Origin of the sequence: Undibacterium sp. 5I1 (assembly GCF_034314085.1) — a bacterium.
In the GTDB taxonomy this organism is placed as follows: Bacteria; Pseudomonadota; Gammaproteobacteria; order Burkholderiales; family Burkholderiaceae_D; genus Undibacterium.
The window spans coordinates 85692-105555 of sequence record NZ_JAVIWI010000001.1 but is presented as its reverse complement, the minus strand read 5'-3'; the positions used below and the strand labels follow the sequence as shown (position 1 = coordinate 105555).

The 19864-nt window shown below is 47.9% G+C and carries 13 protein-coding genes; 6 read left to right on the top strand and 7 right to left on the bottom strand.

Translation table 11 applies throughout. The features are described from left to right. Positions 1–482 precede the first annotated feature (482 nt). The 4 genes from RGU72_RS00425 (at position 483) to RGU72_RS00410 (ending at position 6711) form a co-directional block, all read left to right on the top strand. Positions 483–1868, top strand: coding sequence for a TolC family protein (locus RGU72_RS00425; RefSeq protein ID WP_322117858.1), 1386 nt, complete (start codon positions 483–485; stop codon positions 1866–1868). Then, entirely contained in the window at positions 1865–3049 is a 1185-nt protein-coding gene (locus RGU72_RS00420) for an efflux RND transporter periplasmic adaptor subunit (RefSeq protein WP_322117857.1), read from the top strand. The genes RGU72_RS00425 and RGU72_RS00420 overlap by 4 nt, the downstream gene beginning before the upstream one ends. After that, positions 3039–6128, top strand: coding sequence for a CusA/CzcA family heavy metal efflux RND transporter (locus RGU72_RS00415; protein WP_322117856.1), 3090 nt, complete (start codon positions 3039–3041; stop codon positions 6126–6128). Before RGU72_RS00420 ends, RGU72_RS00415 begins: the two co-directional genes overlap by 11 nt. Before the next feature lie 187 nt (positions 6129–6315). Beyond that, positions 6316–6711 (top strand): hypothetical protein, encoded by a 396-nt coding sequence (locus RGU72_RS00410; protein ID WP_322117855.1) that lies wholly within the window; start codon positions 6316–6318, stop codon positions 6709–6711. A 92-nt stretch (positions 6712–6803) separates the two neighbouring features. Here RGU72_RS00410 and RGU72_RS00405 read toward each other — a convergent pair whose 3' ends face one another. The 7 genes from RGU72_RS00405 to RGU72_RS00375 form a co-directional block, all read right to left on the bottom strand. After that, positions 6804–7178 (bottom strand): RidA family protein, encoded by a 375-nt coding sequence (locus RGU72_RS00405; RefSeq protein ID WP_322117854.1) that lies wholly within the window; start codon positions 7176–7178, stop codon positions 6804–6806. 87 nt (positions 7179–7265) lie between these two features. Next, positions 7266–8969: a TolC family protein gene (locus RGU72_RS00400; RefSeq protein ID WP_322117853.1), complete on the bottom strand. Its 1704-nt coding sequence runs from the start codon at positions 8967–8969 to the stop codon at positions 7266–7268. Then, positions 8969–12064, bottom strand: a complete 3096-nt coding sequence (locus tag RGU72_RS00395) for a CusA/CzcA family heavy metal efflux RND transporter (protein ID WP_322117852.1) — start codon at positions 12062–12064, stop codon at positions 8969–8971. The genes RGU72_RS00400 and RGU72_RS00395 overlap by 1 nt, the downstream gene beginning before the upstream one ends. Beyond that, positions 12057–13406, bottom strand: a complete 1350-nt coding sequence (locus tag RGU72_RS00390) for an efflux RND transporter periplasmic adaptor subunit (RefSeq protein WP_322117851.1) — start codon at positions 13404–13406, stop codon at positions 12057–12059. Before RGU72_RS00390 ends, RGU72_RS00395 begins: the two co-directional genes overlap by 8 nt. Positions 13407–14060: 654 nt before the next feature. Next, positions 14061–14636, bottom strand: coding sequence for a hypothetical protein (locus tag RGU72_RS00385; RefSeq protein ID WP_322117850.1), 576 nt, complete (start codon positions 14634–14636; stop codon positions 14061–14063). Next, complete coding sequence (locus tag RGU72_RS00380; RefSeq protein ID WP_322117849.1) at positions 14636–14986, bottom strand: autorepressor SdpR family transcription factor; 351 nt, start codon at positions 14984–14986, stop codon at positions 14636–14638. The genes RGU72_RS00385 and RGU72_RS00380 overlap by 1 nt, the downstream gene beginning before the upstream one ends. Before the next feature lie 185 nt (positions 14987–15171). Then, complete coding sequence (locus RGU72_RS00375; RefSeq protein ID WP_322117848.1) at positions 15172–17550, bottom strand: bifunctional diguanylate cyclase/phosphodiesterase; 2379 nt, start codon at positions 17548–17550, stop codon at positions 15172–15174. 213 nt (positions 17551–17763) lie between these two features. Between RGU72_RS00375 and RGU72_RS00370 the strand changes: the two genes are divergently transcribed. Together RGU72_RS00370 and RGU72_RS00365 are read left to right on the top strand one after the other, a co-directional pair. Further along, entirely contained in the window at positions 17764–18378 is a 615-nt protein-coding gene (locus RGU72_RS00370; RefSeq protein ID WP_322117847.1) for a TetR/AcrR family transcriptional regulator, read from the top strand. A 131-nt stretch (positions 18379–18509) separates the two neighbouring features. Then, on the top strand, positions 18510–19625 hold the full coding sequence (locus RGU72_RS00365) for an alkene reductase (protein ID WP_322117846.1): 1116 nt from the start codon (positions 18510–18512) through the stop codon (positions 19623–19625). Positions 19626–19864 lie beyond the last annotated feature (239 nt).

Below are 19864 nucleotides of genomic sequence, written 5' to 3'. Positions count from 1 at the left end.
GTGAAATAAACCTCTGACCCGGCACAAAAATATTTGATTATTCACCTCACTCAAAGACTAAAAATCTTTCTCAAATTCTAAATCACTAGAAGCTGATTTAGCTATGTCAATAGCAGATGACAAACTCATTGTTTTGTCATCATCAAAGCAGATCAACAACTACCAACACCTGTTACGAAAATATTTATTCGTAAGCCGGACAAAAAAATTGAAACATTTGGAAACATTTTTGTTGGGCCATATCTGGCGAAAGTGACTGATTCATGTCTTTCATCTTAGCGAAGTTGAGTATAATGTTTGCTTTCATAACGACAAAAAAAATACAAATAAACCGGAAGGAAATCGCTTCATACACGTAGTACAACTGACATTAAAACAGAGACTAATAATGGCGTTAAAACAGACGTCAAATTAGCTCCAATATTTTTTTAAAAGCAAAAAAATGCTTTTTCATCTCTACCTTTTTGTATAGAGAAACCGTAATGATTTCGTCAAACTCATGGCAAGCCCAATCTGCCGTCTTTTTAATCGGGCTTGCTACGATCAGTCTGCTAGCACCAATCACAGCACACGCAAATTTAATCGATAGCGCCACTACCTCCTCCGTCCAAAATAGTCGTAACTCTGGAGCGCATGATGAGCAGGAGATCGTATCGTCACTGCCCCGATTGACTTTGCAGCAAGCGCTGGAATATGCGTTGCAGCACAACCGCGATCTCAAGCTTGGCAATATTGCGATTGATACTGCCAACGCGATGAAAACGATAGCTGCTGCGCCGCCTAATCCCTTGCTGACGCTGCAAACCGCTGGTATTAATCCCAAACTGGGAATCGGCGCAGGAAAACCTAAAGATAAAACTGTCGATAGTACGATCAGAGTAGATCAATTGATAGAGCGCGGCGGCAAACGAGATTTACGGATTGAGAATGCCAGCTATCTGGAGACTGCAGCACGCCAAGACTGGCATGATGTGCGCAGACAAACCAGGAAAATCGTCAGCGCAGCGTATTTTGATCTGATAGCAGCACAACATAAACTACGCGTTGCCAACGAGACCAGAGACTTGTTCACTATCACACAAGCCGCTGCCGATAAGAGAAAGAAAGCTGGTGATATCGCAGGAGCAGACGCTGCCAGAATCCGGGTAGATGCTTTGCGAGCCGACAACGACGCACGACAAGCGGCGTCCGATCTGTTGCACGCACAAACGAACCTGATTTCTTTATTAAGCCTGACAGCACCTGCTACCAGCGTGCATGCAATTGACGATTGGCCAGCGCAAATACTCCCGGATGCTCAAGATACGCTGGACTTGGTCATACAAAAGCGCCCTGATGTATTAGCAGCAAAAGCCCGGCTAGATGCGGCACTGGCTGCACGTAAGCTGGCGCTGGCAGCAAGAACCAGAGACATCTCCGTCGGCGTTCAATTTGAACATTACCCGGTAAGCGCCAGTAATCCTCAAGGCTCGGGTAACAGTGTCGGTTTTGGCGTACAGATTCCCTTGTTTACGCGCTATGAATTTCAGGGCGAAATACGCGCAGCAGAGAGCGCAGTAGATGCCGCCAATGAGAGTTTAGAGAAAACTAAAGAAGCAGCGCGTAATGAGCTGGTACTGTTAATCGAATCTGCTCAGGCATCGAAGGAGATGAATGCACGTTTCCAAGGCGAGTTATTGAGCGCTGCCCGCAGTTCTGCCGAGGCGGCAGAATTCGCATTTAAAAATGGTGCGCTTGGTGTGATGGATGTGCTTGATGCAAGGCGAACTTATCGTGCAATTGAGATGGATGCGATTAATGCCCAAGCCGATTTTGCCAAGGTGCAGGCTGCCCTGCGTATCAGCATAGAGGAAGAAGAAAAGAAATGAAGCGCAATAAAATAATTAATTTGGGTTTTGGTATTGTAGTAACCGTCATCGTAGTTTGTGCCACCAGCTATATCGTTACCTCCGTTAAAGCAACAGAGAAAAAAACTGATTCGCCAGCTACTTTATCAGCTGGATCGAAGTCAGATGTAAAGCCCGATACAGGGAAAATTAGTTACCCCCACAATGCACCTCAACTGTCTTCAATCAAAGTGGCCGCCGTCAGCGAAGTTAGTATTCCAATCGCGGAGGCGATGAATGGCAAAATAGCCTACGACGAAAACGTCACCGCACGAGTAAGCTCCCCCGTTCTTGGACGCGTATTGTCATCGCATGTTGAAGCAGGTGACAAAGTAGCAAAGAACCAATCACTGGCTGAACTGGACTCACCAGATTTAGCCACTGCAGATGCCGACTGGGCTAAAGCAAAAGCGGATGAGCAACGTAAGAAATTAGCCTTTGACCGGGCAAAAAATCTGTTCGAGCACGAAGTCATTGCGCGCAAAGATTTTGAATCCGCCGAAGCCGATTTTTTACAAGCCGTAGCAGAAACTAAGCGGTGCAGCCTGCATATGCGCAACCTGAACGCAGTCGGTAACGAAAACGGCAAGTTCTCATTAAAAGCGCCGATCGCTGGCCTGGTTGCAGACAAACAAATCAATCCCGGTATGGAGGTGCGTCCTGATGCACCAAATTCATTATTCGTGATTAGTGATTTAAGCAAACTGTGGGTCTTGATTGATGTACCTGAACGTTACATCGCCAGCATTCATCCAGGCCAAAAAATGGCAATGTCATTTGATGCCTATCCAGATCAATTGTTCGACGCCACAGTAGATCGGGTCGGCTTAGCATTGGACCCGAACACCAGACGCATACAAGTGCGCGGCGTATTATCTAATCACGATCAAAAACTACGTCCTGAGATGTTCGCCCGAATTTCTTTTCTCAGTGACAGCGACAAAAAAGCCATCAAGGTGCCGAATACAAGCCTGATCGCGGAGGGGCTTTATAGCTATGTCTTTGTTGAGAAAAAAGAAGGTGAATTCCAAAAACAGCGTGTCAACGTTGTTCGACGTGGCCAGAAAAATAGCTATGTCGATAGCGGCTTAAATGCGGGTCAACGGATAGTCACTGAAGGCAGCTTGTTACTCAATGCTGAGGTGGCTTCTCATGCTCAATAAGTTTGTTGATTTTGTTCTGACTCAGCGCGTATTTGTATTAGTACTGACAGTAGCGCTAGTTGTATTTGGCTATCGCGCACTAGGCAACTTACCGATTGAAGCCTTCCCCGATGTGCAGGATGTACAAGTACAAATTGTCACTCAATTCCCGGGACAAGCGGCGGAAGAAGTTGAGCGAGCCATCACCTTACCGATAGAGCGCGAGATGAGTGGTGTGCCAGGCCAGACTCAAGTACGCTCGGTATCGATTATCGGTCTGTCGGTTGTTACCATTACCTTTAATGACGGTACGGACGACTACTTTGCGCGCCAGCAAGTACTGGAAAAATTACAAGGCGTAACACTACCGAATGGCATTCAGTCCAGCATTGCACCGTTAACGACCTCGGTTGGTGAAATCTATCGTTATGTGATTGATGCACCGGCAGGCATGTCAGAAAACGACATCCGCACTTTACAAGATTGGGTCGTCAGGCCTGAATTAAGAATCGTCTCAGGTGTTGCAGATGTCGTCAGTTTTGGTGGCACTGTAAAAGAATACCAAGTCCAGGTAGATCCTAATGCCTTACGACGTTATGGCATCACTCTAGACCAAGTCAATCAAGCACTGGCAAATAATAATGTTAACGTTGGTGGCGGCGCTATTCGTCGTGGTGACGAAACGCTGATCGTCCGCGGAGTCGGCTTATTCAACAATAAAGAAGATATTGGTCGCGTCATTGTCAATGCAAAAAACGGCAAGACAGTATTACTCTCGGATGTAGCCGATGTAGAAATTGGTAGCCGCCCACGCTCTGGCAACATCTCTTATAACCAAGGTGACAGCTATGTTCTTGGCATCGTGCAAATGGTCAAAGGCGGTAACGCGGCCAAGATCATTACTGATCTGAAGAAAAAAATTGAAGTCGTCAATACCAAGTTGCCAAAAGGTGTACGTCTGCATCAGATCTATGATCGTACCGAGCTACTCAACCATACGGTCAAAACAGTATTTGAAAACTTAGTCGTCGGTGCGGTATTAGTGATGACGATATTGATCCTGTTTTTACGCAATTGGCGCGCTGCGTTAATCGTGGTAACGGTGATACCGCTATCCCTACTATGCGCTTTTATCATGCTCGATCTAAAAGGGATTCCTGCCAACCTGATTTCTTTGGGGGCAGTAGACTTTGGGATCATCATCGATAGTGCGGTCGTGCTGGTCGAAGCATTAATGGTGAGGCTGGCCCTGAAACACCATGATTTAGAACATCAGAGTAATCTCTTCCTCTGGCGCAAACAGGTACTGAAAAAAACCGTGGTTGAAATGGGACACCCTATTCTGTTTGCCAAAGCCATCATCATTCTGGCGTTTATTCCAATTTTTACTTTCCAGCGGGTTGAAGGAAAAATCTTCTCACCTGTCGCCTTAACGTTAAGCTTTGCAATGTTGGGTGCCTTGATTTTAACCATGACCCTGATCCCGACCTTACTGGCGCTGACGATGAAGCGTCATAGCCTGGCAGAAAAGCATAGCAACTGGATGCAAGCCATACAGGACTGGTACCGCAAGCTACTCTACAAAGCTGATGGACAAAAACGCACAGTCATGATCGTATCTTGCATCGTACTTGCGATCACTTTGTTACTGGCGCCCCGGCTTGGTAGTGAATTTTTGCCTAAGCTGGATGAAGGAAATATCTGGTTGACCGTCAGCTTACCGCCCTCCACTGCACTAGAGAAAACGCGTGAAGTAGAGCGTCAGGTCAGAGCTATTTTGCTGAGTTATCCCGAAGTCAGCACCGTGGTATCCCAAGTCGGCCGCCCAGATGATGGCACTGATCCGAAAGGTCCTAACAGTATGGAAATACTGGTTGATCTAAAACCACATGATCAATGGAAGTTCGCCGATAAAGAAAGTCTGATCGAAAGCATGACCGCCAAGATCGGGACACTACCAGGCGTGCCGACTAATTTTTCCCAAGTGATACAAGATAATGTGGAAGAAGCTCTATCGGGCGTCAAAGGTGAAATCGCGGTCAAAATTTTTGGTCCAGACTTGGATATCCTGACACAAAAGAGTGAGCAGATTTCTGGAATACTCAAAGGCATTCGTGGCGCAAGCGATGTAGATGCGATCAAAAGCGGTGGTCAAACACAACTCAATATTGTGATTGACAGAGAAAAAATTGCACGCTTAGGTATCAACGTGTCGGATGTCAATAATACGATACAGACCGCCTTAGCCGACACACCCGTCAGTACGTTTTATGAAGACGACAAACGCTTTGACATCACCATCCGATTAAAAGCTGCCTACAGAGAATCGATAGATGGCATTGGTAGTCTGCAAATCAACTTACCTAACGGTGCAGGCACGATTGATCTGGCTGATCTTGCGCGCATTGAGGTGCGGCAGGGTGCGGCACGTATCAGCCGCGAAGCTGGTGGCCGCAATGCCTCGGTCAAAGCGAATTTGTTAGGACGGGATCAAGGCAGTTTTGTAGCAGAAGCGCAGCAAAAAGTTGCTGAACAAGTCAATTTACCGACCGGTTATTACATCGTCTGGGGTGGTCAGTTTGAGAACCAGCAACGTGCAGTCAAGCGCTTAGAAATCATTGTACCAATAACGATTTTCCTAATCTTTGCATTACTGTTCTGGGCCTTTCGCTCCATCCGTATGGCAATGCTTATCTTGATGATGGTACCTTTTACGATGATAGGCGGAATCGCTGGTTTAGCACTGGCGGGTTTGCACTTCTCTGTTTCTGCTGCAGTAGGATTCATCGCAGTAGCGGGCATCTCTGTGCAGAACGGTGTGATCATGCTTGAGCAAATATTAGAATTTGAGAAAACCAGCCGTGCTGATTTTTCTAGCGCAATTGAAGGCGCGGTAAGCCGGCTCAGACCGATATTGATGACTGCATTGATGGCAGGTTTAGGTTTATTGCCAGCCGCGTTATCGCACGGAATCGGCTCAGAAACCCAACGCCCGTTCGCGGTCGTGATTGTGGGCGGCATTGTCTCAGCAACTTTTTTCACTCTGCTGTTACTGCCGTTGAGCTACCGCTTATTTAAGGATAAAGCGAAGGAAGAATAGGAGTAAAGGAAAGTAATGATGATCGATGAATTAATTAATACTCCCCATAGGTATATTTTAATTGTCCATACATTATCTGGTCAATATAGGGTTTTTATAGAAACTTATGGGGAGTATATTAAATTGATCAGCCAAAATCTGACCAAAAAGTGACTTAACCGTCAATTTATTGACTTAGGAGAATACGATGTCCAAGAAAGAAATCACCATACCAAGATTGATGATCTGCCTGCTGAGTATCTGTGCTGCGCTGGCAATCAGTACACCAAATGCCTTTAGCCATGAAGCTGATCTGGAACCAGCGGCCAAAGACAATCTTAAGCATGGCTGGGTAAGCAATCTCTACGATGCGAAGTCTGATCGGAAAAACTTGCCTGAGTGTCTGGAAAAACTCACGGACTCAGAGCGCGACAATAAGCATTTCGCCAAAATACATTACCAGCATGCACGTCGTGGCTTGAATACCATTGCTGAAGTGCCGGAATCCATGAGCTTAAAATTGGATGATGAAGTCGAAGTAGTGCCAGAGAATTGCGAGAAAGGGAAGTTTGCCCATATCGTTAAGGTCTTGTCTGCTCATTAAGCAAGCATCAAAACGGATTGGCGAAGTAGTTGGTGATCTCTGACAAAGTCACATCGGCTGTACGCTGTTTACATAATCTGAGCAGGAATGATCTAAGTAGCAACGCTTTGAACAGCCGCCGTCATTTCGATCTCTACTTTGTAATCAGGATGAATCAATTTTGCGCCTGTGGTCGAGCGTGCCGGAGCGTGGCCCGGCGCTACCCATGTGTCCCAGGCATCATTCATCGCGGCATAGTCGCCCACTGATGCCAGATAAATTCTGGCGGAAACAATATTCGTTTTATCAGCGCCTACTTTGGCCAGCAGACGATCGATAAAATGCAAAATCTCGCGAGTCTGTCCCATCACATCTAAGGAAGTATGCTCAGCAACTTGTCCTGCGATATAAATTAATTTAGCAGTACCAAGATCGACTACGGTCATCTCGCTAAAACGTGATCCCATTTCAAAACGCAGAATTTCCATATCGTCTCATTCTCTTTTTGTTTGCTTATTTTGTTACCGAAGGCAGCGTATTGGTAATGCTATGTTGGCCTGGCTATCCGCGCCTCGCTATTTTGACGCTGCCATGTCTTTAGTCACCGTTGCAGAATTTCTGTTCCACCAACCGCCGCCTAAGGCCTGGAACAATGCAACGGTGTCCGTCAAACGAGCTGCCTGCGCCTGTACTAAATTTAACCGGGATTGCTGATACGCTTGCTCGCTGCTTAACACATTTGCACTACTGATATCGCCTAATGCCAGTTGCCGTTGAACAATCGCCAGACTCTTGGCAGCAGCCCGCTCTGCCCTTTGTGCAGCCTTTAGCGCAACCGCGTCTGATTGTATCGCGATCAAGGCATCTGCCACATTTTGGAAAGCATTGATCACAGTCGCGCGGTATTGCGCGGCCGCTTGATCATACGCGGCCTGCGCTGCACCCTGCCGATGTTTTAGCGTACCGCCATCAAAAATAGGTTGCGTGATATTGCCTGCCAAAGTCCAAAAACCGGTACCCGCTTTAAACAGATCACTGATAGAACTGGCAGCAGAGCCATAGGTATTCACACCCAAACTAATATTCGGCAAACGGTTAGCAACAGCAACACCAATCGCGGCACTGGCGGCATGTAATTGCTCCTCTGCGGCACGGACATCTGGCCTATGCTCAACCAATGATGCGGGTAGCGTTAGCGGTAACTCAGCTGGCAGTTGCAAGCTGTCTAGCGTGAAGATCGTAGTAGCAAGACCGGACGTATGTTCGTTATTAGATTTATCCTTGGGTTCGCTCTTGGGTTGGCTCTTGGGTTGGCTCTCAAACCCATCCGGCAAGCGCCCGGCAAGCGCACTTAATAAATCTCTTTGCAGGGCTAATTGTTTTTCTAAGGATGGCAACGCCACTTCTGTATTTGCCAGCGCAGACTCTTGTGCCGCGACATCAATCTGTGCGATTTGTCCCAGCGCATACTGACGTTGAATCATCTTCATCAACTGAGTCTGACTGGCAATGATTTCTTTGGTCGCTGCGATCTGACCGCGTAAAGCAGCCTCTTGAATTGCTGCCACCACGACATTAGACGTCAACGTTAAATAGCTGGCTTCTAACTGAAATTTTTGTGCCTCTGCCTGCGCCTGCAAAGACTCGATCTGGCGGCGATTACCACCAAACACGTCTAAGGTATAAGACACGCTGACCTGCGCCGTATGCAAGTTGTAATAGCTGGCACCGGAAGAAGCCGGGCTGGCGAGGGTACCGGCAATTTTCTGTCGGGTTGGCAAAAACGATGCTTCAACTGATGGGAACCACGCGCCTTGCTGCGCATAGACATTTTCCATCGCGCCACGCAAAGCGGCCTGCGCTGCTTCTACAGTCGGATTTTGTTTTAGACTTGCCTCGACCAAGGTACTTAATGCAGGCGATTGAAATAGCTCCCACCACTGCGCGGGAATATCACTTTGGATAAATTTTTGTGACTCCAGATTTTTATCTATGCCGCTATCCGGTTGATTTTTAACGCTACCGTTTGATGTAGGAACGGATGCAGTGCCAGACATATAAGTCGACGGCAGCATAGTCGCCGGACGCACATAATCAGGTCCTGCAGCACATCCGGATAACAGCAGCAAGCCAGCGATGGGCGACCAATATGCTCGCACTTTTACCATTGCATTCTCAGTCACAATTTTTGCCACGATACGCTCTATAACATTAGCCGGTTTTTTGAATAAATTGTGAAACATAGGATGCTTCATCAAGAGCCGATTCAGATTTTTCATTATCGATTCTGCCTTAATCGCAAACCCCAAGTTTTGCTCTCGAACAGACGTTCCATCGCAAAATAGTAAGTGGGTAGAATAAATAAAGTCAGCAAGGTTGATACGATCAAACCACCGACGACTACGGTTGCCAGTCCACGCTGGACATCGGTGCCAACGCCAGTTGCCAGCGCTGCAGGTAGCATGCCGAAGGCAGCGACAGTCGCCGTCATCAAGACAGGGCGCAGGCGCTCGGTTGCACCTGCAATGACGGTATCGTTTAGCGGCAAACCCTGACCGCGTACACGGCGGAAGTTAGCAACCATGATGATGCCGTTTTGTACCGACACTCCAAACAAGGCAATAAAGCCGACTGCGGTTGCGACGTTTAAAGTCTCGCCAGTCACATGCAAGGCAACAAGTCCACCCAAGGTCGCCATTGGTACCACACCCAAGATTAAAATGACCTGACGGATTTTTCCAAACTGGAAGAACAGCAATACGGACATTAGCGCCAATACCACGCCTAAAATAACGATTAGCCTTGCGTGAGCCCGTCGTTCGTTCTCAAACTGCCCTGCCCATTCGAGCCGAATTTTCTGCGGATTAATTTTGATCTCAGCATCAATCCTTTGTTGCGCTTCTGCCAAATAAGAAGTGAGATCACGTCCACGATTATCGATACGGACAGTGATCTGACGTTCACTCGCCTCATGTGAAATCGTACTTTCTCCGGTCTGGAGTTTGATACTGGCAACTTGCGATAAAGCGATCTTTGCGCCGGTTGAACTGTTTAATGTCAGGCTACCCAAGGACTCAGGATTGTTTTTGCTGGCTTTAGGAAAACGTGCGGTCACATTGTAAATACGATCGCCCACATACACCGATGAGATCGCCGCACCGCCAACTCCGGTCTGTATCAGGGCCGCGATATCTGCTGTGTTAATACCGTAACGTGCAGCCTGTTCTCTATCCACTTTAATCACCACTTGCGGTATCGGCGGCTCCTGGAATAAGGATGCCGAGGCAGTACCGGGTATCGTCTGCAAAATATCGACAATCTGATTACCAATACGGCGATTTTCTCTCAGATCGTCGCCATACACACGCAAGACTAATGGGCTATGCGCACCACCGATCGCGTCATTTACACCGTCAATAATCGGCTGACTGATGCTGATAGAAAATCCCGGCATAGTGGCAAAACGCTGATTCAGGCGTTTGATCAGATCAGCCTTGCTACCGCCATTGGGCCACTGATCGTAAGGCTTTAATCCGACTGGCACTTCCATATGCGATGGCGTCCACGGATCGGTACCGTCATCATTACGACCAAGCTGAGTGACGACGTAAGAAATTTCTGGAAACTCTTTTAATGTTCTGCGCAAATCACTCGCCATCTCATTAGCTTTTTCGATAGAAATACCGCTGGGTACTTGCACCTGTAGCCACAGCGCTCCCTCATCAATATCAGGTAAAAATTCGCGTCCCGCTGTTGAGCCGAGAATGATGACGCACACCAGCGTCAATGCGCCTATGCCGTACGCAATCCAGGTATTTTCTAACGAATGACGCAACAGACTGGTGTATCTTTGGGTTAGCCAGACTAAGGGGCGGTTATGAAATATTTTGCGCGGCTTACGCAAAGCGGTAAACGCAAGTCCCGGGATCAATACCAGTGCGCATACTAGAGCACCTAACAAGGCATAAGAAACCGTGTAGGCCATCGGTGTTAACAACTTGCCCTCAGCACGCTGGAATGCGAATAAGGGGATGTAGGCAGCGATAATAATCAAGGTCGCAAAAAAGATCGGGCGCGCCACTTGCCCTGTCGTGCGCAAGACATCTTCTTCTGATAATTCAACATCAGGATTTTTCTCGCGACGCAACAAGATCGCCTCCATAACGACAATCGCGCCATCGACAATAATGCCAAAATCAATCGCTCCGAGTGAGAATAAATTGGCAGGCATTTTGGTCGCCGCCATAATGATAAAGACCGTGACCAGCGCAATCGGTATTGCCACAGCAGCTACAACCGCGCTACGTGGGCTACCCAAAAATAAGATCAGTACCAGGCAGACTAAACCTATGCCTTCCAACACGGTATGGCTGACTTTATGCACCGTTAGTTTGACCAGATCATCACGATCAATGTAGGGCACAATCTTGACACCCATAGGCTCCAGCTTTTTGCGTAGCTGCTCTACTTTTGCATGCACGCCTTGCAAGACCATAGAAGGGTTCTCATATTTAAGCATGAGCACAATGCCTTCTATGGTGTCTGGATTATTGTCTTTACCCAGAATGCCTTCACGTTCCTGATGTCCGTATTGCAGCTTGCCGAGATCACGTAGCAGTACCGGAACACCGTTATTTTGCGTGACCACAACCGTCGCCAGATCATCTAGCGAATGCACCTGCCCGATGCCGCGGATGACATAACTTTGCTCGCCACGTGCAATCCGGCCACCGCCTGCATTGGCGCTATTGGCGTTGATCGCGGTCACCACATCATTCAACACCACGTTGTAACGTTGCAGCTGGGTGGGGTCAAGTTCTAACTGAAATTGTTTGGTAAATCCGCCAAAGTTATTCACATCTGCAATGCCGGGTACCTGCTTAAATCCGGGGATCACGATCCAGCGCTGAATCTCGGATAACTCCATCAGATTTTTGGTATCGGATTCCAGCGTATACCGAAAAATTTCTCCCGCCGGCCCAGAAACCGGCCCCAGACCCGGCTGCACACCAGCGGGTAACGAGACTGATGCAATACGCTCCAACACACGTTGGCGTACGAAATAATCATCTGCGCCATCCTGAAACACAAGAGTGATCAAAGACAATGCAAACGTGCTGCTGGAACGCATCGTGACTAAGCCTGGCGTATTACTCAGCGCGCGCTCTAGTGGCGTGGTGATTTGTTGCTCTATTTCTTCCGCAGCCAGACCCGGCACTTGGGTAGAAACCTGTACTGTGACATCACTTAAATCGGGATAGGCTTCGACTGCCATTTTTTGCCATGACACGTAACCATACATCGAAATCACAATCGCCAGCACCCATGCCAGATGACGCCGCCGGAAACATAAAGCGATGAGCTGGTTAATCATTGAGCAGCACTCCACCGCGTACGACCACACGATCTGTTGCAGTCAGACCGGACAAGATGGTCACCTTGTCGTTATCCTCATGACCCAATTCCACGCTGCGGCGTACAAACGTCCACGGAGCAACTTCAACAAATACGGTGATGTCGTCATTGTTCATTAACAAAGCCGAAGTTGGGATCGTAATAGGTGTAATAGAGGCCGGCTGTGACGCCTGCGCTTGAGGTGTTGATCCGGCTTTGGTAGTTTGCGTAGTTTGCGTAGTTTGCGTAGTTTGCGTAGTTTGCGTAGTTTGCGTAGTTTGCGTAAGCAAAATACTAGCCGTTGCAAACATATTCGGCTTGAGCTTGCCATCCTGATTGGCAAAGCTGATGCGCACTTTATTGCGTCTGGTGTCTGGCTCCAGCACGGCACTGACAAAGGCGACCGTGCCATGAAACGTCTGGTTAGGGTAAGCAGGTAAGTTAATATCTACCGACTGCCCTTTAGCGACGGAAGAGACCAATTGTTCTGGCACATTGGCCGTGACCCAAATCTGGTTGAGATTAGCGACGGTCATCAGGCTCGCTGTAGCGTCGTTCAGATAGGCGCCGCTGCCCACAGTAAGCGTAGTGACCACGCCTGAGATAGGTGCAGTGATGCTGAGTAATCTGGAACTGGCTTTGGTGTGGGTGTTGATGGCATTACCAGTATTGCTGGTATTGCTGGTATTGCTGGTATTGCTTTGGAGCGTGTTTGTGGAGCCATTCAACACCCTCAGACGGGTTTCAGCACGTCGCGCTTCTGCTTGGGCTTGTACATAATTGCTAGTCGCTTGCTCAAAATCTTTGGCGGCATTACCACCCGCAGCATTCACGCCACGCGCGCGCTCCAGCGCTTTATGCGATAACTCCAGGCCGTCCTGCGCTTTATCGGCATCTGCATAGGCTTGCGCCAAATCCGGCGAGCTGATGAGCGCCAGCACTTGCCCTTGTTTAACGACATCCCCCAGCTTTACTTTTAACTCGACCAAACGCCCGGTCAACGGCGGCAAAATATTGACTGTCAACGAAGGGTCAGCCTCCACCGTCGCAGGTACGGTAATGATGTGCGATGGCACCGACGTTGCCACTGGCAAAACAGCCAGCCGGGATCGCAAAGGTGATTTAGCGGGGACGCTAATTTTATCGCCCTGCCGGATCATCATTTGTTCCTCATCTGATGTTTTGGCAGTTGTTGCACCAGCAGAGGCGGACAATTTGTCAGCGATCAAAACCACTAGCGCAAAGCTACCAAGCATCGCAACAAGCACCGTAAGACGTTGACGATTTTTTGTGATCGTGGAAATAGGATTTATCATTTTCATTGAGGTTTGCCTCATTGTTTATTCACACGACAATGTCAGTGCTGCAGATTTTTGGTCGTAACGACCAGTGGGGGCTAGTCTGGGTATATTTTTACCGGAAAGAAATCCAGACGATGATCGGTCTTGGGACTACTTCTCAGATGAGCAAGCAGAGTATGCAAAGTTGTTAACCAGCCACAATCAATTCAGAACCATAAAGTTTTGAATTGAGCCTTGAATTTGGCCTAGAGTTTATTTGCGGTATTTGACCTGAGAATGACGTCAGGACTCAGGTGTTGCATTTTAACGATGTGTGTCTGAAGAAATACTTAAGAAGTCCTGAATTTTTCTTCAGGATTGATGAAGAGAGAGTGAATGCTATCGCGGAGTCAGGAGGATTTAATCTGAAAAATCCGGGTGGAAATTTGGGTGAAGATTGGAGCAGTCACTGATTCAGCGATTCAGTAGTTTGGGCGGCAATTCGGACAATCATTACTGTGGTGGTTCATCAAAATGCCGGGCGAACATGGTGAACAATAAGATTGATATACAAGCAGAACACTATTGCAAAATCAATATACTCTCACTCTGTATATATAAGTAGTCCAATTAAATACTGGACACTAAGGCATATTTTAAAAAAATAGAGGGGAGTATATTAATTTAACGAGAAAATCAACATCCGCCAGCACTACGTAGTACACGATCTCCGAGGATGCGTACTAGCGCATACATCAGCCCTAAAAATAGTATGAGTGGTGCTGCGATATTTGCGTAGGCTAGCGGCAAGAATAACCAGGACAGCGCATATCCCAAGCCACCAACTACCAAAGCCCAGCCTGCAATCCGGCGCATTGCGAGACCACGTGCTGTGCTTACTTGTTTGGGGATGCTGTTGGCAAAGACGACAACGATGACTCCCATCATCACGCTATTGCTCCGCTCGGCAAACTGACTGACTAATCCATCCGTCCATCCCAACGGTATAAGCAAAGCGAGTCCCAGCATTGAGCCAGCTAGCACTATGGCTTGCGTAATTTTACGGCGATTGACTTGGCCTGCCGAGCCAACTGCTGCACCTGTTGGTAACAACTGACGAGCGATCCACGCGATACCGATGATAGCGAGCGCGAGGACATAAGGCCAAGGACGGGCAAGATGGAGGTAGCACAGATAGCTGCTGGCAAAAACTACCCATGTGCTGATGAGGATGGCGAATGTGCGGAGCGGTTGCTCGGAGATAGTTTTCATCATTTTCCTTCAGTTTGTGAGGATGGTGGTTGAGCATCTGGCACTGCTGCTGATGTTAATGGCGGTGACATTGGTGATGAGTCCGCCTTAAGCTGACTGCCCAGCAGTTGGGCAAACCCAAGCAAGGCGTCCTCCAGTACCGAGAGTTGCAAGCAATACACGATGGTCTTGCCTTGTTTTGAGGAAGCGATTAAATCAGCTTCACGCAGGATAGAAAAATGGGCTGACATGGTGGGTTTGGACACGTCAAAATAGTCCGCTAACTCGCCTGCCGTTTGTGGACCATTGCGCAGTAGCGCCAGTACCTGACGGCGAGTCGGATCGGAGAGGGCTTTAAATATCTGATTCATGTTTTGAAGATTAGCTAATCATCTAAATGAAGTCAAGGACTTATTTAGCCATTGGTCTAAATGATGTGTTGAATCAGTTGCGCAGAGGGAACGTGGCAATCAGGAGGAGAAAGTAACCGCTGTGACGAACGAAAAAAGTAATGAAGAAGTCAGCTAAGTTCGTAGCGAACAGCGCAAATCAACGATCAACAAGCGGCTAAAATTTGGCAGGTCATGTCGAATTGCTGTGCGAGCAAGGAGTGCATATCGGCGACTTCCAAAGGACGATAATACAAATATCCCTGGAAATAATCACAGCCGATATCTTTCAGGAATTGCTCTTGCTCTAGGTTTTCTACACCCTCTGCTACTGTCGTACAAGACAAGATGCTGGCTAGCGAGACAATCGCTTTGATGATCATTTCACTTTTTTGATTATTGCCAATCTGCGCAACAAACGAACGATCAATTTTGACGCTGCGGGCGGGGAAGTGGCTTAGTTTTGATAAGGAAGAATAGCCAGTACCAAAATCATCTATCGCAATGCCAAAGCCTTTTTCTTTCAGCGCATTTAAATGCTCTACTGCCAGAGATTCGTTCGCGATTAGACCGGTTTCTGTGATTTCAAATTCCAGATATTGGGCTGTCACCGCATACTGGGCACAAGTACGCTCTATCAGTTCCAGTAAGTCGCTACGCGCCACATCAGAGGCGGACAGATTTACCGCCACTACCGGACTGTCGCCAAATTCATCCAGCCATTGCCGGATTTGTGAGCAGGCGCTATCGAGTACGAAATTGCTGATCTCGCGGATTAAACCAGCGCGCTCTGCAATCGGAATAAATTCAACCGGGGACACATTACCCAAGCTGGAGGACTGCCAGCGTATCAGCGCCTCTACCCCAGCCAGACTGCCGTCTTGTGTGATCTTGGGTTGATATACCAGCCTGAATTCACGCTGCTTAAGGCCGTTGATAATATCGACTTCGATTTCGATACTGCGCCGGATTTCTGATTCGTCCTCATCATCAAATAAAGTCGCGCCCGATTCGCTGGAGCGGCGCGCGGTGTCTAGCGCCAATTCACTACGGCGTATCAGATCATCGGCTTCGGTCTCGTCTGTTCTGACCAGCGCGATACCTGCTGAAAACTGAACCAGCAAAGTTTCGCCATCGATCAAAATCTCTTTAGGCAAGGCATGTCGCACACGCTCGACCAGTTTAATAATATCGCCCGGCGTACTGTATTGCTCGACAACGAAGGAAAAAACAATACTGCGTAAGCGCGCACAAAAACAATCTTGCGGCAGAACAGTGGATAATTCTTCTGCGAAGCGACGCAGTAATTGATCGCCAAAATGTACGCCTAATTTTTGATTCGCATGACGGATACTATTCAGGCGAAACGAGACCAATGCAGTCACTTTATCTGGCGTAGGATTTGCCAGAATACGCCGCAAATGCTGGCGCAACATGTCGCGGTTAGGTAAATTGGTTAAGGTATCGTGATTGGTCAAAAAGCTTTCACGCTCCTGACTCAGTTGCAAGGCATTGTGCATCGAGTACAAGTGCGAAACATCACGCAGCGCGACGATATAGTTTTCGTTTTTGGTCTGAGAAATATTTTCCATCGAGACCAATTTACCGTCACGCGTCCGGTATGCGGACATACGTAGATTGGCAACCTCTTCATTAGCCATATTATTAATAGCTGAGCTAGACGCAGATGTGTTTACTTTGAGGCGAACACTATTATCTAAAGACAACCAGTCAAATAATTGACTGCCTCTGGTGTCATTGGTGTCTTTGCTGTCAGTAGCCCCAAGAATAGTAGAGCCATTTGCGGATACCTCCGTCACACATCCCAGTAAAGCATTCGCCAGATTATTCGCTTGCAAAATTGTGCCGTTGCTATCGGTCAATACCAGCGCACTTCCCGCATTTTGAAAAATCTCGTGGTACTGGGCATGGCTAACCTCAAGCTCGACACTGGTCTTGCGGTGACGGGCAGCAGATGCATCCAGAGCATGTAGGACGCGAAATACTGCGAGCGGCACACAGACATTAAAAAATAGGAACAGCAAAGACTGAACATAGCCGTGACTATCTGGCAGCGTGATATTAATACCAGGAAAATGGAAGATCGGTTGATTATGCAGTAACAGTAAAAACGGCAAGCTATTCACCAACATCAACCCAACTGCTAGTCGGGTATTAAAAAATAATCTTGCGATGATGGGTGTGGTGTAGATAAAAATCACACCAAGTTTGGCGATTTCAAATTGATCAATAAAACTGAGCATGGCAAACGCAGCGCCATATACCGTGCCAATTAACACACCCGCACTTAAGGCAACATGGCGCGCCGAATAAAACAGGCCGATACTCAAGGCAAGGTAAAACAAGCCCACAACCCATAAGACGTGATAAGCCCCGACAGCAATCGCTTTGAGCGAACTATCAACGGCAACAATTGCTTCCAACAAAAAACCTGACACCAAAATAATACGCAAAGCGCTTATTTTCCATACGGTGTGCTCTGTTGGATCTAGCCCGCTTTCGTTAAGCGAAAGCCAGCGGAACATGATTGAACATGGGAGACATTAGAGTAATTTTATTTCCACACGGAAATTTAGATTATCGCATAAAATGCGACGAAGACTCAATTAGCATGCGTCCTTCGGGTTAAACCAACAATAAGTAATACACCTCATTGCGACCACCATGCCGTGACTAAACATGATTTAAAACATCAAATATCTTGACACTAGACGACTGGTCTAATAATATCTTGTGTTATGGACAGAATAGATCAATATCAAGATACCCGAGAACGCATACTCGCCATTGGCCAAGAGCTGATCGTGGGGCGTGGCTTTAGTGCAATCGGCTTGAATGAGATTTTGACTCGCGCAGAAGTGCCTAAAGGTTCTTTTTATCATTACTTCCAATCTAAAGAAGGCTTTGGCGTTGCGTTGTTAGAACGCTACTTTGATGATTATCATGCACGCTCTGCTCTGTTGTTTTGTAACGAATCAATCAGCTCGCGCGAACGCCTGTTAGCTTACTTTGGCAATTGGCGCAAAGTTGCCGACAACAGCCAATGTCAGGTCATGTGCCTGGCGATAAAACTGGCCGCTGAAGTCGCGGATTTGTCAGAGCCGATGCGTATCGCTTTGAGCAAGGGCATGACGCGCATCATCGAACAAATCGCGCAAGTGTTGGAACAGGCGCAGGCCGAAGGTAGTCTGTCCAAGCAGTTAGATGCCGCACAACTAGCCGAATCTTTATATGGCATGTGGGTTGGCGCGTCATTATTGACCAAGGTTAACCACGATATCAAGGCAATGGATTTAGCCTATAAACAAACGCAGCAAATGCTACAACCGCTACAACCGCTACAAACCCCTTAGCAATAAGACTGACGCAATATTAAAGACCAGGTTTTTTAATCCTGATCAAACCGAGACAGGCAATTAATTGCCTTTTATTTTTAATCCAGACTAGACGACTGGTCTATTTTATTTACTCTTAAAGGATACACATGCTTAAGCATTTACTCTCCCCTGTAGCAACCGGCAGCATCCATTTAAATAACCGCGTAGTGATGGCGCCATTGACACGCTCACGTGCAGGGCAACCTGGTGATCTACCACGCGCACTGAATGTTGAGTACTACGCACAGCGCGCCACCGCAGGTTTGATCGTGACCGAGGCTAGCCAAATCTCCCGTCAAGGTCAGGGTTATGCATGGACACCTGGCATTTATACCGACGCACAACAAGCCGGCTGGAAGCAAGTGGTTGGTGCCGTGCACAACAAAGGTGGCCGAATCGCACTGCAACTCTGGCATGTCGGTCGCATTTCTCACTCGCTGTTGCAAGAAAACGGCGCAGCACCGGTAGCACCGTCTGCGATCATCGCGGCCAATAGTCAGTGCTTCGTTGTGCAACCAGATGGCACGCCCGCCAACGTCCCGACCGAAACACCACGCGCTTTGCTGTTGGAAGAAATGCCAGGCATCGTTGCGCAATATAGTGCTGCGGCAGTACGCGCAAAACAAGCCGGTTTTGATCTGGTGGAAGTCCACGCTGCCAATGGTTATTTGTTACAGCAATTCATGTCGACCAACAGCAATGTCCGTACCGACATCTATGGCGGCTCACTGGAAAATCGCGCACGCCTGACGTTGGAAGCAGTCGATGCAGCGATTGCAGAAATCGGCGCTGACCGCGTAGGTGTTCGCATCTCGCCACACTTCGTCGCACATGGTATTGCTGATACTGAAGCCGAAGAAATGGCATTGTATTTGGCTGCAGCCTTCACCCAGCGTGATATCGCTTATTTGCATATTGCAGAACCTGACTGGGCAGGCGGTCCGGTGTTGACGGAAGCATTCCGTAAGCAATTACGTGCTGCATTCAAAGGCACATTGATTTGCTGCGGTGGCTACACCGCCGATGAAGCAGAAGCTTTGATCGCCAGCGGTTTGTCTGACGCCGTTGCATTTGGTCGCCCTTATATCGCTAACCCAGATCTGGTCGCACGTTTTGCAGCAGGCGCAGAACTCAATCAGGGTGATCGCACGACCTACTACGGTGGTGAAGAAAAAGGATATACCGATTATCCAACGATGCAAGAAGCGAAAGTGGCGGCATAGATTTGATCGTTGCGTCTGATTACGATGTTATTCACTACGCTTAATCACTGAGCTTGATCACTGAGCTTGATCACTGAGCCTGAAATTTCGATCAGGCTCAGTGGTTGAACATCCGTCAATTTATCGTTCTAGTGCGGGTGGACAGCTAGCATCGGTCAGCAAAAGTATCAGCAAAGACGCTGGCTCTCCGCCTGCGCAGGGATGATGAACTGGCGTTTTTTGCTATATCCCTCATAAAA

Excerpts from the sequence above, each read along its gene's own strand:
- RGU72_RS00425 (WP_322117858.1), top strand. The coding sequence starts at position 483 with ATGATTTCGTCAAACTCATGGCAAGCCCAATCTGCCGTCTTTTTAATC.
- RGU72_RS00420 (WP_322117857.1), top strand. The coding sequence starts at position 1,865 with ATGAAGCGCAATAAAATAATTAATTTGGGTTTTGGTATTGTAGTAACC.
- RGU72_RS00415 (WP_322117856.1), top strand. The coding sequence starts at position 3,039 with ATGCTCAATAAGTTTGTTGATTTTGTTCTGACTCAGCGCGTATTTGTA.
- RGU72_RS00410 (WP_322117855.1), top strand. The coding sequence starts at position 6,316 with ATGTCCAAGAAAGAAATCACCATACCAAGATTGATGATCTGCCTGCTG.
- RGU72_RS00405 (WP_322117854.1), bottom strand. The coding sequence starts at position 7,178 with ATGGAAATTCTGCGTTTTGAAATGGGATCACGTTTTAGCGAGATGACC.
- RGU72_RS00400 (WP_322117853.1), bottom strand. The coding sequence starts at position 8,969 with ATGAAAAATCTGAATCGGCTCTTGATGAAGCATCCTATGTTTCACAAT.
- RGU72_RS00395 (WP_322117852.1), bottom strand. The coding sequence starts at position 12,064 with ATGATTAACCAGCTCATCGCTTTATGTTTCCGGCGGCGTCATCTGGCA.
- RGU72_RS00390 (WP_322117851.1), bottom strand. The coding sequence starts at position 13,406 with ATGAAAATGATAAATCCTATTTCCACGATCACAAAAAATCGTCAACGT.
- RGU72_RS00385 (WP_322117850.1), bottom strand. The coding sequence starts at position 14,636 with ATGAAAACTATCTCCGAGCAACCGCTCCGCACATTCGCCATCCTCATC.
- RGU72_RS00380 (WP_322117849.1), bottom strand. The coding sequence starts at position 14,986 with ATGAATCAGATATTTAAAGCCCTCTCCGATCCGACTCGCCGTCAGGTA.
- RGU72_RS00375 (WP_322117848.1), bottom strand. The coding sequence starts at position 17,550 with ATGTTCCGCTGGCTTTCGCTTAACGAAAGCGGGCTAGATCCAACAGAG.
- RGU72_RS00370 (WP_322117847.1), top strand. The coding sequence starts at position 17,764 with ATGGACAGAATAGATCAATATCAAGATACCCGAGAACGCATACTCGCC.
- RGU72_RS00365 (WP_322117846.1), top strand. The coding sequence starts at position 18,510 with ATGCTTAAGCATTTACTCTCCCCTGTAGCAACCGGCAGCATCCATTTA.